18 protein-coding genes are annotated in these 18757 nt (G+C 68.1%); 9 read left to right on the forward strand and 9 right to left on the reverse strand.

The window, feature by feature from the left end:
• The first annotated feature begins 60 nt into the window (after positions 1–60).
• The 3 genes from C560_RS23370 to C560_RS23640 all read left to right on the forward strand — a co-directional run bounded on the left by C560_RS23370 (position 61) and on the right by C560_RS23640 (position 1498).
• Positions 61–411: a hypothetical protein gene (locus C560_RS23370; RefSeq protein ID WP_155855789.1), complete on the forward strand. Its 351-nt coding sequence runs from the start codon at positions 61–63 to the stop codon at positions 409–411.
• Between the two features lie 126 nt (positions 412–537).
• Positions 538–837, forward strand: a complete 300-nt coding sequence (locus C560_RS0114230; RefSeq protein ID WP_026538718.1) for a hypothetical protein — start codon at positions 538–540, stop codon at positions 835–837.
• Between the two features lie 184 nt (positions 838–1021).
• A complete protein-coding gene (locus C560_RS23640; protein WP_026538719.1) occupies positions 1022–1498 on the forward strand; it encodes a hypothetical protein in 477 nt (158 codons plus the stop codon).
• Between the two features lie 108 nt (positions 1499–1606).
• On the opposite strand, the gene C560_RS0114240 is transcribed toward C560_RS23640, so the two are convergent.
• The 5 genes from C560_RS0114240 to C560_RS21970 all read right to left on the reverse strand — a co-directional run bounded on the left by C560_RS0114240 (position 1607) and on the right by C560_RS21970 (position 7646).
• The gene (locus tag C560_RS0114240) at positions 1607–1831 is read right to left on the reverse strand and encodes a hypothetical protein (protein WP_026538720.1); all 225 of its coding nucleotides are present in this window, start codon (positions 1829–1831) and stop codon (positions 1607–1609) included.
• 30 nt (positions 1832–1861) lie between these two features.
• The gene (locus C560_RS22690) at positions 1862–2446 is read right to left on the reverse strand and encodes a hypothetical protein (RefSeq protein WP_051533192.1); all 585 of its coding nucleotides are present in this window, start codon (positions 2444–2446) and stop codon (positions 1862–1864) included.
• 409 nt (positions 2447–2855) lie between these two features.
• Positions 2856–4835, reverse strand: a complete 1980-nt coding sequence (locus C560_RS0114250; protein ID WP_026538721.1) for an APC family permease — start codon at positions 4833–4835, stop codon at positions 2856–2858.
• Positions 4836–4956: 121 nt separating this feature from the next.
• A complete protein-coding gene (locus C560_RS21965) occupies positions 4957–6168 on the reverse strand; it encodes an AI-2E family transporter (RefSeq protein WP_051533193.1) in 1212 nt (403 codons plus the stop codon).
• Entirely contained in the window at positions 6129–7646 is a 1518-nt protein-coding gene (locus tag C560_RS21970) for a CYTH and CHAD domain-containing protein (protein WP_051533194.1), read from the reverse strand. Before C560_RS21970 ends, C560_RS21965 begins: the two co-directional genes overlap by 40 nt.
• Before the next feature lie 243 nt (positions 7647–7889).
• Between C560_RS21970 and C560_RS0114265 the strand changes: the two genes are divergently transcribed.
• Positions 7890–8159: a hypothetical protein gene (locus tag C560_RS0114265; RefSeq protein ID WP_018772926.1), complete on the forward strand. Its 270-nt coding sequence runs from the start codon at positions 7890–7892 to the stop codon at positions 8157–8159.
• A 130-nt stretch (positions 8160–8289) separates the two neighbouring features.
• On the opposite strand, the gene C560_RS21975 is transcribed toward C560_RS0114265, so the two are convergent.
• Together C560_RS21975 and malQ are read right to left on the reverse strand one after the other, a co-directional pair.
• Positions 8290–9321, reverse strand: a complete 1032-nt coding sequence (locus tag C560_RS21975; RefSeq protein WP_051533195.1) for an alkaline phosphatase family protein — start codon at positions 9319–9321, stop codon at positions 8290–8292.
• Positions 9322–9448: 127 nt separating this feature from the next.
• Positions 9449–11692, reverse strand: a complete 2244-nt coding sequence (gene malQ, locus C560_RS0114275) for a 4-alpha-glucanotransferase (RefSeq protein WP_026538722.1) — start codon at positions 11690–11692, stop codon at positions 9449–9451.
• A gap of 155 nt (positions 11693–11847) precedes the next feature.
• On the opposite strand from malQ, the gene C560_RS0114280 reads away from it, so the two are divergent.
• From C560_RS0114280 to C560_RS21980, 5 genes are all read left to right on the forward strand, one after another.
• The gene (locus C560_RS0114280) at positions 11848–12201 is read left to right on the forward strand and encodes a TraR/DksA family transcriptional regulator (RefSeq protein ID WP_018772929.1); all 354 of its coding nucleotides are present in this window, start codon (positions 11848–11850) and stop codon (positions 12199–12201) included.
• A complete protein-coding gene (locus C560_RS0114285; protein WP_026538723.1) occupies positions 12198–12962 on the forward strand; it encodes a M50 family metallopeptidase in 765 nt (254 codons plus the stop codon). Before C560_RS0114280 ends, C560_RS0114285 begins: the two co-directional genes overlap by 4 nt.
• Before the next feature lie 48 nt (positions 12963–13010).
• Entirely contained in the window at positions 13011–14078 is a 1068-nt protein-coding gene (locus tag C560_RS0114290) for a glutathione S-transferase family protein (protein ID WP_026538724.1), read from the forward strand.
• Positions 14078–15193: an EstA family serine hydrolase gene (locus C560_RS0114295; protein WP_026538725.1), complete on the forward strand. Its 1116-nt coding sequence runs from the start codon at positions 14078–14080 to the stop codon at positions 15191–15193. The genes C560_RS0114290 and C560_RS0114295 overlap by 1 nt, the downstream gene beginning before the upstream one ends.
• An 82-nt stretch (positions 15194–15275) precedes the next feature.
• Complete coding sequence (locus C560_RS21980; RefSeq protein WP_231494358.1) at positions 15276–16427, forward strand: FUSC family protein; 1152 nt, start codon at positions 15276–15278, stop codon at positions 16425–16427.
• A gap of 73 nt (positions 16428–16500) precedes the next feature.
• Here C560_RS21980 and C560_RS0114305 read toward each other — a convergent pair whose 3' ends face one another.
• Positions 16501–17415: a MaoC family dehydratase gene (locus C560_RS0114305; RefSeq protein ID WP_026538726.1), complete on the reverse strand. Its 915-nt coding sequence runs from the start codon at positions 17413–17415 to the stop codon at positions 16501–16503.
• A complete protein-coding gene (locus C560_RS0114310; RefSeq protein WP_026538727.1) occupies positions 17412–18752 on the reverse strand; it encodes a 3-oxoacyl-ACP reductase in 1341 nt (446 codons plus the stop codon). The genes C560_RS0114305 and C560_RS0114310 overlap by 4 nt, the downstream gene beginning before the upstream one ends.
• Positions 18753–18757 lie beyond the last annotated feature (5 nt).

Below are 18757 nucleotides of genomic sequence, written 5' to 3' on the forward strand. Positions count from 1 at the left end.
CCTGCACGAGCTGATCAACTTGCCCGGTGACCGCGGCCAGCACGACTCCGACGCCGGCTGGTGCCGCGAGCACGTCGCCGCGAACCCGGACGTTGCCCTGACAACCCTGCTGGAGCTCGCCGCCGACATGGACGACGTCATGGCCCGCCTGAACGCCGCGCCCGCGGAGCCGACTCCCCCGACTACCTCACCCGCGCCCGCCTCGAGGGCCGCGCCAAATGGGTCACCTACGCGAGCCTGGCAGCGGCCCGCGCCGAGATCGCGTCCCTCATCGGCGGCGGGACCGCGTCCGACAACATGCTCATCTACGCCCGCGAGGACAAGAACCGCATCGACTTCTACCCCGTGGCGCACATCGAGGCAGGAACAGCCCTCGCAGAGCTGCCCTGGCGGAAAGTGAGCAGGCCTTAGCCAGAACCGCCGTGACTAAAACTGTCAAGCCTTTGATCTATCCACGGACTCGTTCAACGCTTAGCGTGACGCCTAATGTACTGCCCAGGCGCCAACGGCATAACTGGGTAAGGAAGGACCACTCGAATGACTGAGAAAACCAGCAAAGATACCTGGCGCGCGGTTTATTCCATGTTCGGGCCCTATGCGATCGCCAACCTGTTCATGCTTGTGGCCTTCATCTTCCTAGCCGTGGCCCAGCCGAATCTCGATGATGAGAACACCTATTGGGCTCTGGTCGTAGGGGCCGTCCTTATGCTCGCTGCAGGCGGGTTCCTGGTAGCCGGATTGCTCCGTTTCAAGGGGGTTCACATCTCGCATAAAGCTGATCGACGCCGCATCGCAGCTGGGCTTCCCCTTGAACCCGAAGAACCCCAAAAGCGCTAAGAATGACCGCAGGCCCCGCCTAGGTGCCCCCTGTGCCCGAGCGATGCGGGCGGAATAATTCGTGCAGACTCGGGCGGGTGAGATGGATGTTCACCCCACGGATGTCTCCGCGATTCCTTCAGGCGGTGAGGGCGGCGGTGGACTCCGCACACATGAGGGGCTGAACAGCCCCGATTGGAGTTCTATGACTGACCTCAAGCTGAAGACCGTCACCCCTGGCAAGCTGAACAAACCTGCCTGGTTCCGCACCCGCACCGCCGAACTCGGACCCGACCAGAAGGCCGGGGAGGGCACGGGGTCCCTGCTGACCGCCGACGTCTACCTCGATGGTGAGCGCATCGGTTCCGTCACGGGTGCGCTCAGGCCCAACAGCGCCGTCCGCGACTGGACCCCGGACCGGATCGGCGCCGGCATCAAGCAGCACGGCACCATCCGGTTCCACGCCATCGACGCGCTCGTCCGTACCCACGACGACACCGTGGGCAACAATGAAGGCACAGATCAAGAAAACACGTGGAGGGCAGGCGATGAGTACGGGTACACCGGAGCCGAAGAACGTCCATACTCCCCGGCGCGTCTCCGTGAAGGTTTCCAGATCGACGACCGCGTCCCAGCACCGGGTTCAGGTTGCCGCGGCCAGGCTACGCGTCACGCTCGATGAGCGCCTTGGACGACCAACACCTGCCGTCACCAAAGCCCTTGCCAAGGAATCTCTAGCTGACCCGCACGACGACCCCATGATCTTCCCCGACGGCGGGCCCGCGTCAGGCTAGTACGTCGCGGACGGCGCCGCCGACGATGAGCGGCCGGCCGCCGGCGGCCCGGAGCGCGTCAAGGACCTCCGGGTTTCCGGGGTCAGCTCGATCAGGTCCGGGATGACCGCCCCGGCCGGCTGGAGCGTGAGATCACCTTCGGCATGGGCGTAAGAGGCGTACTCGCCGCCGGCGGGAATGCCTCTGGGCTGGCGCGGCGGAAGCGGGGCGGTCGTGGTCATGCCAGACTGTGTGCGGCCGGACCCCGATTGTTACTGCTTGGCCCAGTCCCCGCAGCCGTCGGTGTTGAAAGTCTGCCCGTCGGCTAGTGCCACTTGTGGGAACCCGCCCTTGACGAAGTAGTCGTAGGCGATGGAATCCTTGCCGTTGCTGCCGGTCCGGGTGATCTTCCAGGAGCAGTCCCCGACCACGGCCTTGGTGATCCGATACGTTGCGGGCTCGAGGTCGGTCCCAACCGTCCAAGTACCTTCCCCGAAGGTTTTCGCCGGGGTTTCCTTGACCGTTACGGCGGCTTCCCGTTTGGCGACCGCGTCTTCGCGCTCCTTGAGCTTCGCGGCGGCATCAGCGTCCGGTTGGGCATTGGCCGTCGGTGCTGCCGTGACCGTGGGTGCAGGTGCCGCCTGCGTGGTGTTTGACCGACCAACGCTGGAAACGCCGGCAATGATTCCGAGCATCGTGCAGGCAAGGCCGGCAACCATGACGGTGGTAGCAATCCCGTGATGGGGCAGACCCAGCCAGGACCGGCGCTTGAACACCAGGGAGTACAGCGCCGTAAAGAGTGTCACGAGTCCGGCGATGACCAGAACGCCCTCGCCCTGACCGGCGAGGGCGTTCATCAGTAGAACCAAGGCCAGCACACTGCCGACAATCCAGAACGATGGCGCAAAGCGACCCCTCGGCTTGGGCGCCGGCTGCGGCGGTTGCCATTGGCCCGGCGGCGTGCTGTACGGGGGCTGTCCGGATTGCCCTGGGACAGGCTCGTATGGCCCGGGGGCGAACTGAGACGGCTGCTGCGTGTAGGGCGGCGGCGCCTGCCGGCCGTACTGGGGCTGGATGTTCGGGTCGGTCATGATTCCCCCACGGACAACGCCGACCCTGACTACGCGAGCCTCCCCCGCGGACCCGCTCCCGAAAATGGCTAGCCGGCCGCCCGCCGGGGTGTGGGTTCAGGTACCGGCCGCATCGTGCGAACAGCCCCGCCGGAATCCCGGCGGGGCTGTTCGTGGTCGTTATCGTGCGTTGTGCCTAGCCCACGTGAATGGATGGCCGGAGTGCCTGGTCGGGCTCGGTCTCGCGGAGGATTTCGCGCACCAAAGGCGCGGTGTCGCCCTCGCCCAGGAACAGGTACCGCATGAGGTGGCCGACGGGGTTGCCTTCGGACCACTCGAAATAGCACTGGGGCTTCGTGCCGGTCGAGTCGCGCATGGCCAGCAGGACCGCTGCGATCGCGTTCGGCACGGCCGGGGACTTCACCCGCAGCACCCGGTAGCCGTCCACTTCGACGCCTTCGACCCGGAGCGTGTGGCTGAACGCCGAAGGATCGGAGATTTCCACCTCGAGGAAGATGACATCCGCCGGGCCCGGGACCGGGTTCAGCCCGCGCTGTTCGTACTCCTTGTCCGCGTACTCAGCCTTGTCACCGGCCTGTCGTTTGTTGGCGATGACGTTCAATTGACCGTCAAAGGCAATCGAATCGGTGATGAACTGCCGGGCTGCCTCGTCGAACTCGATGGTTTCCAGCCGCAGTTCGGTGGTGCGCTGCACCCGGGAGATGAGCGAGACGACGATGATGCCGGCGATGAAGAACGCCGAGATCGCAATGCCGTCGGGCTTTTCGATGACGTTGGCGCCCAGTGCGTACAGCAGGACCAAGGTCAGCACACCGAAGCCGATGGTGCCGGCCCGGCTGTGCCGGCGGATTGCGGAGACCGTCACGGCGACGGCTCCGGAGACCATCATGGCCAGGATGCCGGTGGCGTAGGCCCCTGCCTGGGCGTTGACGTCGGCGTTGAAAGCGATGGTGATGCCGACGCTCAGCACGGTGTAGACGATCACGACCGGGCGGACCGCCCGGCCCCATTCCGGTGCCATGCCGTAGGCCGGCAGGTACCGGGGCACGATGTTGATGAGCCCGGCCATGGCGGAGGCCCCGGCGAACCAGAGGATCAGGGCGCTGGAAATGTCGTAAACGGTGCCGAACCCGGCGCCGAACAGGTCGTGGGCGAGGAACGCCAGGGCGCGGCCGTTGGCCTGTCCGCCCTCCTCGAACTCCTGGGCCGGGATCATGACCGTGGTGAGGAAGCTGGTGGACATCAGGTAGACGCTCATGATGGCCGCCGCCGTGGTGAGCAGCTTGCGGGTGTTCCTGACCCGGGACGCCATGACCTGCTCAGGGCTGTCGCCGGTGGCCTTGATCAGCGGCATCATGGAAACGCCGGTCTCGAATCCGGAGAGGCCCAGGACCAGCAGCGGGAAAGCGATGACGGCAGGGCCGATCAGGTCCATGGGGCCGCCGCCGGCGCTGGCGAACAGCCGATCGGTCCAGCCGGCGATCAGGGACGGTTCGGAGAGGACACGTGCGAATCCTGCGGCGACGACGGCGGCGTTCAGGAGCAGGTAGATGGCCACGAGCGGGATGGCGACGCCCACGGCCTCGTTGAAGCCCAGCAGGAACACCCCGCCCAGAATCAGCAGCAGGATCACGGTGATGATCACGGCACTGCCTTTCAAGCCCTCCGGGACGATCGGATTCTCCAGCAGGTGCACCGTCGCGTCGGCCCCCGAGAGCGTGATGGTGATGATCCACGAGGTCGCAACGAACCCGAGCAGCAGCAGCACGAAGAACTTGCCGCGCCAGAACGGGAGCAGCTTCTCCAGCATGGCAACCGAGCCCTGCCCGTGCGGGCTCTCCTGCGCGACCCGGCGGTACATGGGCAGCATGCCCAGCAGCGTCAGGGCCACAATGAGCAGGGTGGCCAGCGGCGACAGGGCACCGGCGGCCAGGGCGGCGATGCCCGGAAGGTAGGACAAGGTCGAGAAATAGTCGACGCCGGTCAGGCACATGACCTTCCACCAGGCGTTGGGCTTGTTATCTTCCTCGGCCTCGGGGCCGGCGGGTGCGACCTGGTTGGCCAGTAGCCAGCGGACCAGGGGCTTGCGGTCCGGGCGGTCGGCCTGCTTCAGGTCGACTTGGGCCGGGACGGCGTGGTCAGAAGTGGTCTGCATCGGATCTTTCTGTCGGTGGCCGGGCGTCTGCCGGGCAGGAGCAAGTCGTAGGAACCGGTCAATTGTAGTGCCGGCTCCCAGTGCCAGCTGTCAGCTGCAGGCAGTGTCCGGAACGGCGAGCCTACCGCGGCTCAGGTTCGGGCAGCGGCTCAGGCCCGGGCAGCTCTGGCCCGGGCAGTTCCGGCCCGGGCAGTTCCGGCCCGGGCAGCGGGTCCTTGCCGGACCACGTCTTGACGACGGTCCAGGTGACGGCAGTGACCGGCACGGCCAGCAGCGCGCCGACAATGCCGGCGAGTATGGTGCCGGCCGCCAGGACGAGCAGGATCGCCAGGCCGTGGATGCTGAGGACTTTGCCCATCAGGACCGGTTGCAGGAAGTGGTGTTCGAGCTGGTTCACCCCGATGACCACGGCCACAACGATGAGCGCCTGGGCCAGCCCGTTGGAGACCAGCGTGACGGCAATGGCAAGGGTGCCTGCGACGGTGGCGCCGACGATCGGGATGAATCCGCCAATGAAGATGAACACTCCCAGCGGCAGGGCCAGCGGCACTCCCATGATGGCGAGGGTGACCCCGACGACGAGACCGTCAACCGCGGCCACCATCGCGGTGCCGCGGACATACCCGCCCAGGACGACGGTACTGCGGTCCGCCGCCAGGTGTGCCCTGGCGCGGTGGTCAGCGGGCAGCATGCCAATGAGGAAGGCCCGGATCTCGGGCCCGTCCTTGAGGAAAAAGAACAGGGTGACCGCCATCAGCACCCCACCGGTGAAGATCTCCACCACGGTGCGGGCACCGGTGAGGGCTTCTGCACCGAACGTGCTCGAGGTGAAGAACTCCCGCACCGAGTCCGTGAGGGCAGTGATCTGCTGGTCGCTGACAGGGACAGGTCCGTGGTTCAGGAATGAGTGCAGTTGTTCGACCCCGGCAGTGGCGCGGGCCGTGAGCTCGCCCCACTGGTTGGAGACCAGAATGACGATGCCGGCGATGACGCTGCCGAAAACGGTGAGAATGGCCACGAACGAGGCAACCACCGCGAGGGCGCGGGGCCAGGCGTGCCCCGTGAGCCAGCGGACCAGCGGGGAGATCGCCGCGGCGAGGATAACGGCGATCAGGACCGGGATGATGACGAGCGGGATGCGGCTGGCGGCCCAGATGATCGCCCAGGCGAGGGCGGACACGGCAAGGACCTGGATGGAGCGGATGCTCGCGCGGCCCAGTCCGTCCGACCAGATGGCCGGCATTCCGCTGCGGGGTTCGATCATGGGTTTCTCCCGGCGTTCGGACGCGGTGGCTAGGTCCAGCGCAGGGGTTTCGGCCTGGACTGTTGCCACGCATCATAGAACCGCAAGCGGGCCTCGTTGCCGCGCTGCTGTTCCAGGGCATGCAGGCGCCCGTAGGTAAATTCGTTGCCGGAGCCGTCCGCGGCCTTCCGAGCCAGCACCAGCAGGGTTGCCCGGGTGACGACGCTGTCCTGGAAGTCTCCGAGTATCTCCTGGATGCCCTCCGCGGCCCGGGCAAGGTTTGTTGCCTGAGTGCCGAAAATGGGGGTAGCCGCCTCGGCGGCATAGCGCAGCCGCTTGGCGCTCTTTCGAACTTCATGCAATGCGGCATCCTGCGGGGTCCCGCCTGCGCCGCCATCCAAGGACCGGACCGCCGCCTTGAGGCGTTTTCGTTCCGCGGAGACGAGCCGGCCAACCGTCCCCAGCGCATCATTGCCCGCACAGGCGCTAAGCGGAGGTACCGCAAGGAAGGCATCGAGGGCATCAAGGAGGCGGAAGTAGCGGGTGCTGTCCAGCGCTGCCAGGCCGGCGGCACGGCCTTGTTGCTGGACGATGCCGAGGTGCTCCTGGATCTGCTGCGCAACGGGTCCGATCAACAGCTCCGGAGGTTCGGCACCGATCATGTCCTTCAGCCGGGCGCGGATGACCTCGGCGTCCCGGGCCTGGCCCACAGTGCCGGCGAGCCACTGGAGCTCGCCCCGAAGGAACCTGGCCGACGTCGTATCTGTCAGCTTTCGGAAGGTGGCCAGTGCAGACCGTAACCGGCGCGCGGCCACCCGGAATTGATGCACGGCATCGGGCGCATCGACCCGGACGCGAGGATCATGCAGCTTCACGGCGCGTACCTGTTGGGATAGATAGGAGAGCATGACGTCCGAAGCCGGCCCGCTCCGGCTGGGCTTTGGCGCCGTGCCGGGATTCTCCGGATAGTCCGGTCCGAGCGCCCGGGCGAGCTTGGACGGGAGGGCGGTGACGGTGACTCCCTCTGCGGCGAACAGAGCGTCAGCGTCCTGGAGCAGCTGTCGGGGGCCGTCCTCGAGTTCCAGCTCCCATTCCCGCCACCGCGACGGTTCCGCGGGGGTTAGCAGGGATTGCGCCTCGACACGGTCGTCACTGAAGTGGGCAAGGACGGCGCCGTCGGCGGCGTACAACGGCGTCAACCTGCGGCTGGTCCTGATGCGTGCAACCGGCACCAGCGCGTGGCTGCGGGTGTGGACGAGCACCAGCTGCCGCAGATTTTCCGGCACGGCATCCTGATCGCCGCCAAGCGGCTCCCGTATCTCCCGGCGCTCCCCCGCCGCGACCGGGAGTTTTAGGTGCCATCCGTCATCCGGACCGCCGGACCGGCGGCGCAGGGTGATCCGCTGCCCCGCCAATGCCAGAGCTTTGGTATCAAAATAGACGGCGTCCAGCATTTCGTTTGCGGATTGCCCGGCGCGATCCACCCCCGGGATTGATGCCAGTGGCGGGAGGGCGTCGGATTCCGAAGGGCTGTACTTGTGTTCGACCTCGATCGCGTCGGCGGCCATGCTTCATTCTAGGAACTCCCACACGCGCCCGGCGTGTGCCCAAAGGCCCCTATCGCAGGAGACTGTCACGCGAACGGGGCGCTGGGGGCGGGCGGCCGTCCTGGACCGGGACACGGCCCTCCAGAAGACACACACAGACGCGGCGGGGTGCGGCCGGAAAATAGACTTGCCCGGGCATGCAGCGGCGAGTAACTTTCGGAGCAGTGGGCCGGCGGACCGCTGGCCCCCTGCGAGAGGACCGCCATGCCAACCATAATCGGCCACCACGATGTCAAGGACAAGGATCACTGGCTTGCCTCACCGAAGCGCGAAGAGGTGTTCGGCCCCCTGGGGATCACCAACATTCGTACGTTCGTCAACCCCGAGAACCCGACGCAAGTCGCAGTGATGATGGATGTTCCTGATGTGGATGCCCTCATGGCCGCGATGCAAAATGACGTCATGGGCGAGGCGATGGCCTACGACGGCGTACTGCCCGAGACCTTGGTCATCCTCGTCGAGGCCCAGCCCTAGCTGTACCCGGGCGGAGACCGCCGGCGGTGCAAGCGGATGTGGCGAAGCTCCGGTCAAATAGCGGTTGACCGGAGCTTCGGGTCCATTATGGGCAGTGGTTCCTGTGTATTGGCCGGGAAAAGGCTGACCGCTAGTGGTTGAGCAATTCGCCCATGAGGGGCGCCTTGCGGACATCGTCGGTCAGGGGGCTCAGCCCCCACACGTCCTCGATGGTGTGCAGCAAAGAGTAGTGCGAGTAGGCGGCATTGGATGTGAAGCCCTTCCGCGCCGCCGGGCCGGCGAATACCATAGCCACCCGATTGTCCTCTTTGCTGCCCTCATCCCACGTGAGCACGAGGAGGGAGTTCTGCGTCGTGAAGGCCGGGGACCCCAGGATTTTGGGCACTTCGCGGGCGAGCCAGTCGTCTCCGGTGCCGATGGGACAGTCGTGGGTGTCGTTGCACATGTCCGGGCTGATGAACGAGTAGTCCGGCAGGGTGGACGGGGACTGCAGGTCCTTCCTTAGCCGGCTGTACGGCACAACATGGTCCGAGCAGGAGGCCTTGTTGCCCGTCACGGCAGGGTAGTACATGAACGGATTGTGTTTCACCGCATACCGGCGGGAGTCATGCGCGGTGCAGGGCGCGGGCATGCCCTCGGCGTACATTTTCCAGCTCCGTCCGGATTGGGTGATCTCATCGGCGATGGAGCGCACATCGGCGGTGCAGGAGTTCGGTTTGCAGTCGCTGGTGATCCCCGCGCTGGTTCCGCCAGTGAGGGCCAGGTAGTTGGGCAGGCTCGGGTGGGTGATGGCCCGGTAGTTGGCGGCCACTGAAAATTCCGCCGCAAGCTTGTTGAAGTAGCCCGCTTCGCTGGAACCCATGATCTGTGAGGCCGCCTTGTTCTCCTGGACGATGACCACAATGTGCGCGATCCCGCCGCTGGCCGGCCCGCCCGGCGCGGGGTGCGGGGCAGGCTGCGCGAAATACGGGGACGGCGGCGGGGTCGCGGAGGGCGGCGATTCGGTCGGTGTCTCGGCAGGCAGAGTCTCGGCCGGTGGGGACCCGGCGGTTGGGGACTGCGAGGGCGGGCCGGCCTGGAAGGGCTGCGCCGGCGTGCACCCCACCAGCAGCATCGCCAGCGCCCATCCGCCGGCCAGGGAGAGTCGGCCGATCCGCGTCATCGGTCCATGCTAGCGGCCGGTATTGGTGCGGCCAATGCTGTCTGCATTCCCCGTCTCAGGCCAGGCTCAGGTCAAGGAACTGCCCGCGCCCGGTTCAGTGTTCAGGTCTCGGCTCCCCCGTGTCGGATCAGGCTCCTGGATGCAGCGCACCGCGGACGGTGCCCAGCAGGGACAGGAACCGCTCGTTATCCGGCAGGTCATCGATCAGCACCACGCCCTCGGGAGCGGCCAGCGGAATGCGCCAGTTCGGGTATTCGGTGCTGGTGCCCGGCTGGTTCTGGGTCCGTGTCTCCCCCACGGCGTCGACCAGCGCCACTCCCAGCAGTGCTGACGGGGCCAGCGCCGTGTAGGCGTACAGCGCCTCCACCGTGGTCCGCACGTCCGTGCCGGTCTCCGCCAGCAGGCCGCGTGCCCGGACCCGGGCCAGCACTGCCTCCTGCTCGGCCGCAGCCTCGGCGCGTTCTTCCGCCACGGGCCGCCGCAACAGTCCGAGCGATTCGCGCAAAGTGACGTGTTCACCGGCGAGGTAGCCCGCCGTCGGGGGCAGATCGTGGGTGTTGACGCTCGTCAGGCACTGCTCGCGGTAGTCCTCCGGCGGAATCGGGCCGTCGGCGTCGTGTTCGAACCAGAGGATCGACGTGCCGAAGATCCCCCGCTCGGCCAGGTAGCCGCGGACCCACGGCTCGAACACGCCCAGGTCCTCGCCGATCACGATCGCACCGGCCCGTTGCGCCTCGAGGGCAAGGATGCCGATGAGCGCCTCGTGGTCGTAGTGCACATAGGTGCCGCTCTCCGGTCCTGCGCCCTCGGGGATCCACCACAACCGGAACAGGCCGAGGATATGGTCCACCCGGATGCCGCCGGCGTGCCGCAGGACGGTACGGAGCATGTCCCGGTAGGCGGCATAGCCGGATTCGGCGAGCCGGCCCGGATGCCACGGCGGCTGCGACCAGTTCTGGCCCAACTGGTTGAACATGTCTGGAGGTGCGCCAACGCTCACGCCCCGGGCAAGAACGCCGGAGAGGGTCCAGGCGTCGGCACCGCCGGGTTTTACGCCGACGGCGAGGTCATGGACGACGCCGATCCCCATCCCCGCCTGGCGCGCCGAACGCTGGGCCGCCTCGAGCTGCTGGTCGCAGAGCCACTGGAGCCAGCTGTGGAATTCGATTCGGGCTGCCAGCCTCGGCCGCTGGTCAACACAGTAGGGCGATGCTGGGGATGCCGCCGCACCGGTCCATTCCGGCGCCGACGGCGGCAGCTCTTCGGCGAGCGCCGACCACAGCGCAAAGTCTTTGAGTCCTTGCCCCTGCTCGACGCAGAAGTCGGCGAACTGCCGGGTGCGGGCCGGGCCGCGGCGGACCGCAAACACGAGTTCCAGGGCCGAGAGCTTCGCCGCGTAGCTGGCGTTGCGGTCCAGGAGGTCCCGGGAATGGTTGGCCGCCTGCAGGCCCTCGGCCAGGCGTGCCACTTCGGCCCGGCCGGCAGCGTCCAGGTAGCCGTATTCCGGGATTTCCTCCACCCGCAGGTAGAGCGGGTTGAAAAAGCGCCGCGTGGTGGGCAGGTAAGGGGAATCCTCGACCGGCGGCACTGGTTCGGCGGCATGCAGCGGATTGACCAGCACAAACCCCGCCCCCTGCTCACCGGCAACCGCGGCGAGGTCGCTGAGATCGGCGAAGTCGCCAATCCCCCAGGACCGGGAGGACCGCACGGAGTACAGCTGGGCCGTCAGTCCCCAGATGCGGCGTTCCTTGAGCAGGGCCGAGGCACGGAGCCGGCCGGGCGTCACAACCAGCGGACACTGTTCCGCGGTGCCTTCGGCGTCGGCTCTCAGGGTGTGCCAGCCGAGGCCGAGGCTGCCGGGGATGGCGAACGTGGCACGTCCGGTGAGGACGCCGTCGACGTCGACCGGCTGGTCCCAGTTCTCCCGCTGGGCCACCTCGTGGCTGCTGCCGTCCTCGGCGTCGATCCAGACGCGGACTTCGCTTCCGTGCGGGACGTGGACCTCGACATGGCTCTCCTGCCCCTCCCTCACTACCAGGACCGGGGGCAGGATGCGCCGCCAGGGTGCCAGCCGGGACTCTGCCAGGGAGCGTTGCTGCTCCTGGGGCCCGTCGGCGGGGACCCCGAGGGCCGCCAGCACATCCCGAAGGGTCCCGGCGGCCACGGAACGCTGCACTCCGTCCCAGCCCCAGTAGCTGGTGTCTACCCCGTAGGCTGCGGCGAGTTCGCGCAGGAGTTCGTCGGCCGTATCAGTGTCCCCGGCCCGCACGGGACTTCCCAGTGCCGCGGTGTTGCCGGTGTCTGCAGGATTATCGGGGTTTGGACGGTTCTCGGGATTTGCGGGGGTCTCGGGATGCGTCTGGTCCACCATGCGCCCACTCTAGACGCTGCCCCCACCGCCCGCGCCCTTTCCGTGGATGTGGGAATCATCTACCAGTTCTTTGAGTCCCTCGGCGGCTCCCGGTGCGGACGGGTCCTTCGGCCCGTTTAGGCGCCGCCGCAGCGACCGCGCTAGCCTTGAACCCTATGGTTGACGTCGAACGGTTCCGGATACTCCTGCGCGAGGAACGTGACCGGAAGCTTGCCCTCCTGCCCGCTCTCCGCCGGGACATCACCTCGGTCAACGCGGCCCGTCTCGACTCCAACGTCGACGATGAACACGACCCCGAGGGCACAACGATCGCCTTCGAACTGTCCCAGGCCTCCGCGCTCCTGGAACAGAGCAGGGCTTCCCTGCTGCAGATCGATGCCGCCCTAGCCCGCCTGGACGAGGGCACCTACGGAATCTGCGCTGTATGTGGCACCCCGATCCCCGGGGACCGGCTGGAAGCCAGGCCCTGGACGGCGTATTGCATCGCGCATGCCTCGGGTAGGGCATGATCCGGCCCGGCCTGCTGGGGGAACCGAACCTCGCCCTGACATGGTGGGAGCGGATCGTTGCCGGATTCACCCACGCGTCCAGCCCGCACGTGAGCAGCACGGAGCTCGTGGCGGTGATCCTGCTGGCAGTGGCCGTCTCCCTGCCCCGCTTGTCCTGGCGCTACTTTGGCCTGCTCGCCACCGTGACCCACGAACTCGGCCACGCGTTTGCCGCCCTCACCACCGGCCAGCGGCTCGGCGGCATCCGGCTGGGCCTGGACCACTCCGGTACCACCACGACGTACAGCCGGAGCCGCCTGTCCGCCGCGTGGTCGACGTTCTGGGGTTACCCCGTGCCCGCTGTCGTCGGGGCGGCGATGGTCTGGTGCGGTTTCAACGGCTGGGGGCCGGCCGCGATGTCGGTGGGCACGCTCATCCTCCTGGCGTCCTTCCTGTTCCTCCGCAACGGCGTCGGCCTCCTCATCACCGCCGCCGCCGTGCTGGCCTCGGCGCTCCTGGTGCTCTTTGTGCCGCCGGTATTCAACGGCCACGTGATGATCGTGCTGGGCCTGGCGCTGCTGGTCGCTGCCGTCAGGGACCTCGGCAAACTGGCCAACGTCCACCTGCGGCACCGTGACAGGCTCCCGACGTCGGACGCCTACCTGCTGGCCCGGGCCACCTCCGTCCCCGCCGCGGTGTGGATTGCCCTCTTCGCCGCGGTTGTGGCCGGCGCCTGGTGGTTTGCCTGGCAGCCGATGGCGCCCGTGTTCACGGCACTGTAGTTCACAACAGCGTTCGGGCCGTTCTCTTCCCGGCCTTAGGCTGGGACCATGAGCCAGAGTACCCACACCGACGATCCGGGATTCAGCACCAAGGGCGCGTACGTGACCGGCGGCGAGGAATTCACCCGGGATACCAACTACATTGAGGACCGGATCACCCGGGACGGCGCCGCGGGCCCCCACGGCGAGCCCGGCTGGCCCGTGGAACCTGGCCGCTACCGCCTCATCGCCGCGCGTGCCTGCCCGTGGGCCAACCGCACGGTGATCGTGCGCCGGCTCCTCGGCCTGGAAGAGGTCATCTCGCTCGGCCAGCCCGGCCCCACCCACGACGCCCGGTCCTGGACGTTCGATCTTGACCCGGACGGCAGAGATCCCGTCCTCGGGATCGAGCGCATCCAGGACGCCTACTTCCGCCGCTTCCCCGGCTACCCCCGCGGGATTACCGTCCCGGCGATCGTGGACGTACCCAGCGGGCAGGTAGTCACCAACAACTTCCCGCAGATCACGCTCGACTTTTCCACGGAGTGGGCGCAGTACCACCGGGCCGGCGCGCCGGAGCTGTACCCGGAGCACCTGAGGGAAGAAATCGACGCCGTCAACAAGCGTGTCTTTACCGAGGTGAACAACGGCGTCTACCGCTGCGGCTTCGCCGGTTCCCAGAAGGCCTACGACGCTGCCTACGATCGGCTCTGGACGGCGTTGGACTGGCTCGAGGAACGCCTGGCGGGCCAAAGGTACTTGGTGGGTGACACGATCACGGAGGCCGACGTCCGGCTGTTCACCACACTGGCCCGCTTCGATGCCGTGTACCACGGCCACTTCAAGTGCAACCGGCAAAAGCTCAGCGAGATGCCGGTCCTGTGGGCCTACGCGCGCGACTTGTTCCAGACGCCAGGGTTCGGTGACACCACCGACTTTGTGCAAATCAAGCAGCACTACTACATCGTGCATGAGGACATCAATCCCACCGGAGTGGTCCCCCGCGGGCCGGAACTGGGCAACTGGCTCTCGGAGCACGGCCGCGAGGCCCTCGGCGGCCGGCCGTTCGGCGACGGCACGCCTCCCGGACCCGTCCGGGCCGGCGAAGAGGTCACCCCCGGACACGGCGCAGCCTGATGTCGACGGCGGCCGTCTCGGATGGGTTTGCCGCCCCCGGTTTCACGGGTGTGCGTGAGCTCTTCGACGCCTTCCTTTGTGAGGATCCGGGCTACAGCGCGCAGCTGGCGGTCTACCACCACGGCACCAGGGTGCTGGACCTCTGCGGCGGACCGGGATTGGCCCCAGGCGAGATCACGGGCACCTACTCCTGTTCCAAGGGAGTCGCTGCCTTCGTCATCGCCCTCCTCGTCCAGGACGGCCTGCTCGACCTCGACCGCACCGTCGCGTCCTACTGGCCCGAGTTTGGCGTCCACGGCAAGGACCGGCTCACCGTGCGGCAGGCCCTTTCCCACCAGGCGGGGCTGCCAGGCGTCGTGGGCGGTATTCCCCTGGCGGAATTCACGACGCCGGCCGCCGCACGGCGTCTCGCGGCCGCGGCGCCGCTATGGCGCCCGGGCACAGCCTTCGGCTACCACGCCCTGACCCTGGGGATCCTGATGGAGGAGCTCTGCCGCCGCGCCTCGGGGATGACGCTGCAGGGGCTCTACGATGAACGCCTCCGCCGCCCGTGGGGGATCGACTTCTTCCTGGGCCTGCCCGAGGACCAGGAACCGCGGTACCGCGAGGTGCTTTACGACCCTGACCCGGCCCAGCCGTGGCTGGACCCGCTCAGCCTCGACGGGCTGAACAGCAACGCGCCGGTCAGCACCATCATGGAACTGCCCAACCATCGCGTGGTGCGCGCCTCGGGCATGAGCGGCGCCGGAGGCGTGGGATCAGCTGAAGGGCTGGCCAGGCTCTACGCCGCCACCACCGGGGTGGACGGCAGCCCCGCGTTCCTGGGTCCGGCCACGATCGAGCTCATGGCCGCGGAGCAGGTCTGGGGACTTGACCGGTGCTCCGGGCAGGACAACGCCTTTGCCGTCGGGTTCATGAAACCCCAGCCGGGGCGGAACTTCGGCAGCCATCTGGCCTTCGGGCACGAGGGCGCCAGCGCGGCCCTCGGCTTCGCGGATCCCGGCTACGGCCTCGGGTTCGGGTATGTGCCCCGCCGCAGCGAAGAGGGCCGGACCGCCGGACGGGCCCAGCGGCTGTCCGCGGCGGTGCGGCGGGCCGCCCACGCCGCGTCCTGAGCGTGTAGCCGCAGGCTCCTGCGGCGCGGCAACGGGTTCGTCCATTTGTAGCAGCAACCACACGGCCCTAGGGTGAGCCGGGATGGCCAATCCAGAAAAGACAACAGAAAAGCCCCCCTCCGCGCTGCGCATTCGGGCCCACAGCGTGGCAAGCGGCGTCGCGGCAGCGCTCGTGTGGCCGCGGCTCCAGCTGGCTCTTAAGGCGGCGCTTGCCGCGGGCATTGCCTTCGCGATCGCTCCCTTCATGCCGGGCTCGGCGGCCGAGTATCCGTACTACGCCCCGCTCGGCGCCTTGGTGGCCATGTACGAGAACGTCGCCGGTTCCATGCGCCAGGGCCTGCAGGCGCTGGTCGGTCTGGCGATCGGGGTGGGACTGGCTTTCATGCTGTTCAGCCTCGGTCATCCGACTCCGCTGACGGTTGCGGTGGTCATGGGCCTGGGCGTGGTCCTGGCCGGGTTGCCGAAGATCGGTTCGGGCCGGGATTGGATCCCGACGGCGGCCCTCCTGGTGCTGCTGGTCGGCGGCCACAACCCGGACTCATTCTCGTTCGGGTACCTTTTCCAGATGGCGGTCGGCGTCACCGTGGGCATCGTCGTGAACCTGCTGGTCTTCCCGCCACTGCACTTCCGGGCCGCGGCGCTGAGCATCGTGGAACTGCGCCAGGCGCTCGCCCAGCAACTCTGGGACATGGGCAAGGCACTCAAGGAAAGCTGGCCGCCGGAGCATGTTGACTGGTCCCGGCGCTCGGAATCGCTCGCCGCGCACGCCCGCTCGGTGCGGCTCGCCGTCGAGAAAGCCGACGCCAGCCGCCGGGCCAATCCCCGCCGCCGGCTGCATCCGCGCGACATGAACCTCGACTACCGCAACCTGCGCGACCTCGAGCGGCTCACGTTCCACGTGCAGGACGTCACCCAGGTGCTCTCGGACGTCATCTGGGCCGAGGACACCCCGTTCGTGGTCCCGGACGAATATGCGGCACCCCTCGGTAACGCCATGTCCGCCGTCGGCAACGTGCTGCGAGCCACGGAGGAGGACAACCCGGATCGCCAGACCGGGCTGGCCCGCACCGCCGACGCGGCGATCAACGAGCTCACCGCCAGGCTTGCCACCGAACAGCACAGCAAGGACGCTCCGAGCGCAGTCGAATCCATTCTCTTGAGCCTGCACCGCATGCTGCGGGTGGCCACGCCCGGGCGGCCGGAGGCCAAACCGGCCACGGCGCCGGCAGACTAGGACGAACGCACTGTCCGCCGGCGGGGCGGGCCCGGCCGGCCTTTCCGGGCCCGGGCGGCACCGCGCCCGCCGGCTAGGGCAGCGCCGCCACAGAGCCGCTGAAGTGCCGGCGCCCGGACAGCGGATTCCACGCCACATAGTCCGAGCGCTGCCACGCACCGCCGTCGGCCTGCACAGTGCTGATATCGAGTGCCACGCGGGCCGGCAGGAACACGGGCGCTTCGAAGGCCACCTCCCAGCTGAACGAATCCCCCCGGACGGCACCGACGTCGGCCAGCGCACGGGAGGCCAGGTACATGCCGTGGGCAAGGGACCGCCGCTGTCCGAGGGCCTTGGCAGTCAGGACGCTCAGGTGGATGGGGTTGAAGTCCCCAGAGACAGCCGCGTAGGCACGCCCGGTATCCACGCCCAGCTGCCACATGGCCGTGGGATCCGGCACGGAAAACGGCGGCGGCGGCACGGCCACCGAGGCCTTGTCGATCCCCGGAAGGAACACCCCCTTGGCCAGGTACGTTGAGACCCCGCGCCAGCGGACGTCTTCCTGCCCGGCGGCACGGACCTCCGCGACGACATCCAGCTGCGTACCGGCCCGGTGCCCGCGCAGGTTCTCCACCCGGGCCCGGATATCCAGGGCCTGGGTGAACAGGACCGGCGCGGACTGCACCACGTTGTTCCTCAGGTGGATCATGCCCAGCAGGGGCAGCGGAAAGTCGTCCCGGTTCATCACGCTCATGGCCAGCGGAAACGCCAGCGCATGGATGAAGCCGGCCGGGAGGACATCGCTCGCGCTCTCGCCGATCAGGTGCTGGTAGGCCGTCAGATTGGCGACGTCGGCCTTCACGCCACGGACCTCGTGGGTGTAGGCCGGCAGTTCGGTGCCGCCGTGGGTGCCCAGGACCCGGCGCCGCGCCGCGGCGGCCGCCGCGTTGACGTAGAGCTTGGACAGTGCGGGCATCTCGCCCAGGATGACGGTCTGGGATCCGCTCATGCGCCGACCAGGTTCTGCCCGCAGACGCGCAGCACCTCCCCGGAAATCCCACCCGCGGCGTCGCTGGCCAGGAACGCGATGGCCTCGGCGACGTCGCGCGGCTGGCCGCCCTGCTGCAGGGAGTTGAGCCGGCGCGCCACTTCGCGGGTGGCGAATGGGATCCTGGCGGTCATCTCCGTTTCAATGAAGCCCGGCGCGACGGCGTTGATCGACCCGCCGCGCTCGCCGACCAGCGCCGCCGTGGCGCGGACCATGCCGATCACGCCGGCCTTGGACGCGGCATAGTTGGTCTGGCCGCGGTTTCCGGCGATCCCGCTGGTAGAGGCCACGGACACGATCCGGGGCGAGTCGCGGAAGTGCTCCGACGCGAGGAGGGCCTCATTGATCCGCAGCTGCGCGGCGATGTTGACGCCGATCACGGCGTTCCAGCGGCCGGCGTCCATGTTGGCCAGGAGCTTGTCCCGGGTGATCCCGGCGTTGTGGATCATGATGTCCAGCCGGCCGTGCCGTGCCGCGGCGTGGTCGATGATCCGTTGGCCGGCGTCGTCGCGGCTGATGTCCAGCTGCAGGGCCGTCCCGTGGACCTCGTTGGCCACTGCCGCCAGATGGTCCCCCGCCGCTGGAATGTCGACGAGAATGAGCGTGGCGCCGTCGCGGTACAGGGTGCGGGCAATCGCTGCCCCGATTCCGCGCGCGGCGCCGGTCACGACGGCCACCTTGCCGGCCAGCGGCTTCTCGACGTCGTCGGGCAGCTGACCGGCGCCGGAGCTGACGGTCAGGAACTGCCCGTCCACGAACGCCGAACGGCCCGAGAGGAAGAACCTCAACGCCCCCAGTGCTGCCGGGCTCGTGGCCCGGGTGCCGTCGGCGAGCAGGATGCCGTTGCCGGTGGCTCCGGCGCGGAGTTCCTTCGCCAAAGACCGCAGGAGACCGTCCACGCCCTGCCTGGCAGCGGCCGTTGCCGGTTCCGTCGCCGAGCCTGCCGTGCGGGAGACGGTGATGACGCGGGCGTTCGGGGCGAGGTCACGCAGCGATGCGGCCGCGGTGAGGACCGGTTTCTCAAGGTCGCCGGGATGGGCCAGTTCGTCCAGCACCAGGATGATGGCGCCGAGCTTTTCCTTGGGGATCGCGTGGCGGCGGACGTCGAGATTCCAGTCCAGCAGGGTGGCGGCGAGCTCGTCGGCGCCGCCGGTTGATCCCTGGACCAAGACCGGTCCATCGATGAGGGGGCGGCCGGGCTCGTGACGCCGGAGGACCACCGGCTGCGGGAGGCCGAGCCGCTTGGCGAGGTCCTTGCCGAGTCCGTGGCTGACCAGCCGGGTGTACTTGTCGCTCATCCGGT

Origin of the sequence: Arthrobacter sp. 9MFCol3.1 (assembly GCF_000620385.1) — a bacterium.
In the GTDB taxonomy this organism is placed as follows: Bacteria; Actinomycetota; Actinomycetes; order Actinomycetales; family Micrococcaceae; genus Arthrobacter.

Bases quoted from the DNA above. Each gene is read 5' to 3' on its own strand.
- C560_RS0114230 (WP_026538718.1), top strand. From the start codon at position 538: ATGACTGAGAAAACCAGCAAAGATACCTGGCGCGCGGTTTATTCCATG.
- C560_RS0114250 (WP_026538721.1), bottom strand. From the start codon at position 4,835: ATGCAGACCACTTCTGACCACGCCGTCCCGGCCCAAGTCGACCTGAAG.
- malQ (WP_026538722.1), bottom strand. From the start codon at position 11,692: ATGGTGGACCAGACGCATCCCGAGACCCCCGCAAATCCCGAGAACCGT.
- C560_RS0114290 (WP_026538724.1), top strand. From the start codon at position 13,011: ATGAGCCAGAGTACCCACACCGACGATCCGGGATTCAGCACCAAGGGC.
- C560_RS0114310 (WP_026538727.1), bottom strand. From the start codon at position 18,752: ATGAGCGACAAGTACACCCGGCTGGTCAGCCACGGACTCGGCAAGGAC.
- C560_RS22690 (WP_051533192.1), bottom strand. From the start codon at position 2,446: ATGAACGCCCTCGCCGGTCAGGGCGAGGGCGTTCTGGTCATCGCCGGA.
- C560_RS23640 (WP_026538719.1), top strand. From the start codon at position 1,022: ATGACTGACCTCAAGCTGAAGACCGTCACCCCTGGCAAGCTGAACAAA.
- C560_RS0114240 (WP_026538720.1), bottom strand. From the start codon at position 1,831: ATGACCACGACCGCCCCGCTTCCGCCGCGCCAGCCCAGAGGCATTCCC.
- C560_RS0114305 (WP_026538726.1), bottom strand. From the start codon at position 17,415: ATGAGCGGATCCCAGACCGTCATCCTGGGCGAGATGCCCGCACTGTCC.
- C560_RS0114285 (WP_026538723.1), top strand. From the start codon at position 12,198: ATGATCCGGCCCGGCCTGCTGGGGGAACCGAACCTCGCCCTGACATGG.
- C560_RS0114265 (WP_018772926.1), top strand. From the start codon at position 7,890: ATGCCAACCATAATCGGCCACCACGATGTCAAGGACAAGGATCACTGG.
- C560_RS21980 (WP_231494358.1), top strand. From the start codon at position 15,276: ATGGCCAATCCAGAAAAGACAACAGAAAAGCCCCCCTCCGCGCTGCGC.
- C560_RS21970 (WP_051533194.1), bottom strand. From the start codon at position 7,646: ATGGCCGCCGACGCGATCGAGGTCGAACACAAGTACAGCCCTTCGGAA.
- C560_RS21975 (WP_051533195.1), bottom strand. From the start codon at position 9,321: ATGACGCGGATCGGCCGACTCTCCCTGGCCGGCGGATGGGCGCTGGCG.
- C560_RS0114295 (WP_026538725.1), top strand. From the start codon at position 14,078: ATGTCGACGGCGGCCGTCTCGGATGGGTTTGCCGCCCCCGGTTTCACG.
- C560_RS0114280 (WP_018772929.1), top strand. From the start codon at position 11,848: ATGGTTGACGTCGAACGGTTCCGGATACTCCTGCGCGAGGAACGTGAC.